Genomic DNA, 2,426 nt, shown 5'->3' with positions numbered 1-2,426 from the left:
GGTCGGGAGGGCGGGCCTCCCATCAGCCGAGCCGCGCGAGCGCCGCCGCCAGCCGCTCGGCTTCGGCGGCCTTGTCGGCATGGTCGGCGCGCGCCTTTTCAACCGCTTCGGGCTTGGCCCGCTCGACGAAGCTGGGGTTGCCCAAGCGCCCGGCGAGCGCGTCGCGTTCCTTCTCGGCCGCAGCGATGGCCTTGGTGAGGCGCGCGCGTTCGGCGTCGAGATCGATGATGCCTTCGAGCGGGATGACGAACGTCGCCTCATCGATCACGATCTGCGCGGCGCCGCCGCTCGGAGCGTCACCCGATGCCACATCAACGCGCGCCAGCCGCGCGAGCGCCGAAAGCTGCCGATCCATCCGCGCCGTTGTCGCATCACCCGCGTCGCGCACATGCAGCGGCAAGCGAACCCCCGGCGCGATGCCGAGCTCCGTCCGCGCAGCACGAATCCCGCCGACGAGCTTGATCAGCCAGTCGATTTCCGGTCCGGCTTCGCCATCGATCGCGATCGCATCAACCTTTGGCCACGCGGCGACGATTAACTCGTGCTCGCGCGTGCCCATCTTCGACCAGAGCTCTTCGGTGATGAACGGCATGAACGGATGCAGCAGCACCAGAATCTGGTCGAGCACCCAGCCCGCGACGGCACGGGTCTCGTCAGCGTCCGGACTCCCCCTCCCGCCTGCGGGAGGGGGTTGGGGGGTGGGCACTCCTGCCTCTCCGAGCGCCAATGAAATCGCAGCCACGACACCCTCGATATTGTCGAACACGGCCGCATTGGTGAAACGCAAAATCCTGAATCCGCGCGACTCGATGAATGCCGTTCGCCGACGATCCTGCTCGACCGAAAGATCATGGCTGTAACCGTCGAGTTCGACCACGAGCATTTTGGCCCGGCACATGAAGTCGGTGATATATGGGCCAACAGGCATCTGACGGCTGAATTTGTGACCTAGCTTGCTGGCACTTAGTTGGCGCCAGAGCCTTCGTTCTGCTGGCGTTGCGGCTCGGCGCAGCGCGCGTGCGCGTTCGGTTGGTCTTGGGATACCTGGCACCGTGCCCACCCCCGACCCCTCCCGCAAGCGGGAGGGGGGAAGTTGTTGGCTAGCGCTTTCACTTTGCGACTCCCTTCCCGCTTGCGGGAGGGGTTGGGGGTGGGGATATGCTCGTTGCGCAGTCACCTCAGCTCAACGCCGCCTTCACCAGCCCGCTCGCCTTGCTCATGTCGAGCGTGGTCGCATGACGCGCTTTCAGCTCGGCCATGAGCCGGCCCATGTCTTTCATGCCCTCCGCCCCGATCTCTGCCTTGATCGCGGCGATTGCGGCGACGGTTTCGGCTTCGCTCATCTGCTTGGGCAAAAACCGCTCGATCACCGCCACTTCGGCCGCTTCTGCCGCCGCCAGCTCGGCGCGGCCGCCCTGTTCGTACATCGCGATCGATTCGCGGCGCTGCTTGACCATTTTCTGCAACACTTCGACGACCAGCGCGTCGTCGTCGGCGGGGGCGGCGCCGGTCCGCGCTTCGATATCGCGGTTCTTGATGGCGGCCTGCATCAGGCCGATCGCGGCGCGAGCCTCCTTGTCGCCGGCCTTCATCGCCGCAATCTGCGCGGCCTTGATGTCATCGCGAATCATGCTCGTTCCTTCGGAAGAAATGCAAAAGCGGGAGTGTAGGGTGCCCGCCCCGAGTTTAACAGATTGACGCTGCCCCGCATCGCCTCTAGCTGCGGTGCCTTAGCAACATCGCCAGCTTTTTACCGGAGTGCCCCCTGCAATGGCCGACGCCAAACCCATGCCTGCGCCTGACGGAGCCACGGGCGTTCTGGTATTGGCGGACGGCAGCGTGGCATGGGGGCGGGGCTTCGGTGCCGAGGGCGCTGCGGTCGGCGAAGTCTGCTTCCACACCGCGATGACGGGCTATCAGGAAATCATGACCGACCCGAGCTTTGCCGGGCAGATCATCACTTTCACCTTTCCCCACATCGGCAATGTCGGCGCCAATCCCGACGATATCGAGGCCGACGATCCGCATGCGCTCGGCATGATCGTGCGCGAGGATGTGACCGAGCCCTCCAATTTCCGCAGCACCCAGCGGCTCGACGAGTGGATGAAGGCGCATGCCCGCATCGGCCTGTCGGGCATTGACACCCGCGCGCTGACCCGGCGGATCCGGGGCGGCGGCGCGCCCAATGGCGTGATCGCGCATGCCGCCGACGGCAAGTTCGACGTGCCCGCCTTGCTGGCAATGGCGCAGGCCTGGCCGGGGCTGGAGGGCATGGACCTCGCCAAGGACGTCACCGCGCAGACGCATTTCGGCTGGGAAGGCGGCGTGTGGCGACTGGGGCAGGGGTATTCGGATGACGATACTCCCCTCCCGCTTGCGGGAGGGGCCGGGGGTGGGCGTTCGATTTTTTCGGGCGACGACGTGAA

The 2,426-nt window shown here is 65.9% G+C and carries 2 protein-coding genes and 2 pseudogenes; 1 reads left to right on the top strand and 3 read right to left on the bottom strand.

Annotated elements, in window-relative coordinates; genetic code table 11:
- Window positions 1-22: 22 nt before the first annotated feature.
- The 3 genes and pseudogenes from AX672_RS19005 to AX672_RS04690 all read right to left on the bottom strand — a co-directional run.
- A pseudogene (locus AX672_RS19005) lies at window positions 23-661 on the bottom strand (class I tRNA ligase family protein); the annotation flags it as partial.
- 120 nt (window positions 662-781) lie between these two features.
- Window positions 782-1,051 (bottom strand): annotated as a pseudogene (locus AX672_RS19000) (endonuclease domain-containing protein); the annotation flags it as partial.
- Between the two features lie 127 nt (window positions 1,052-1,178).
- Window positions 1,179-1,631, bottom strand: coding sequence for a GatB/YqeY domain-containing protein (locus AX672_RS04690; RefSeq protein ID WP_066648995.1), 453 nt, complete (start codon window positions 1,629-1,631; stop codon window positions 1,179-1,181).
- 139 nt (window positions 1,632-1,770) lie between these two features.
- Between AX672_RS04690 and AX672_RS04685 the strand changes: the two genes are divergently transcribed.
- Window positions 1,771-2,426, top strand: a 656-nt coding sequence (locus tag AX672_RS04685) for a carbamoyl-phosphate synthase domain-containing protein (RefSeq protein WP_331711169.1), incomplete at its 3' end; no start/stop codon positions are given.

The sequence above is a fragment of the Sphingomonas sp. CCH10-B3 genome, from assembly GCF_001556185.1.
Classification (GTDB): domain Bacteria; phylum Pseudomonadota; class Alphaproteobacteria; order Sphingomonadales; family Sphingomonadaceae; genus Sphingomonas; species Sphingomonas aquatica.
This window is presented reverse-complemented; position numbering and strand designations above follow the sequence as displayed.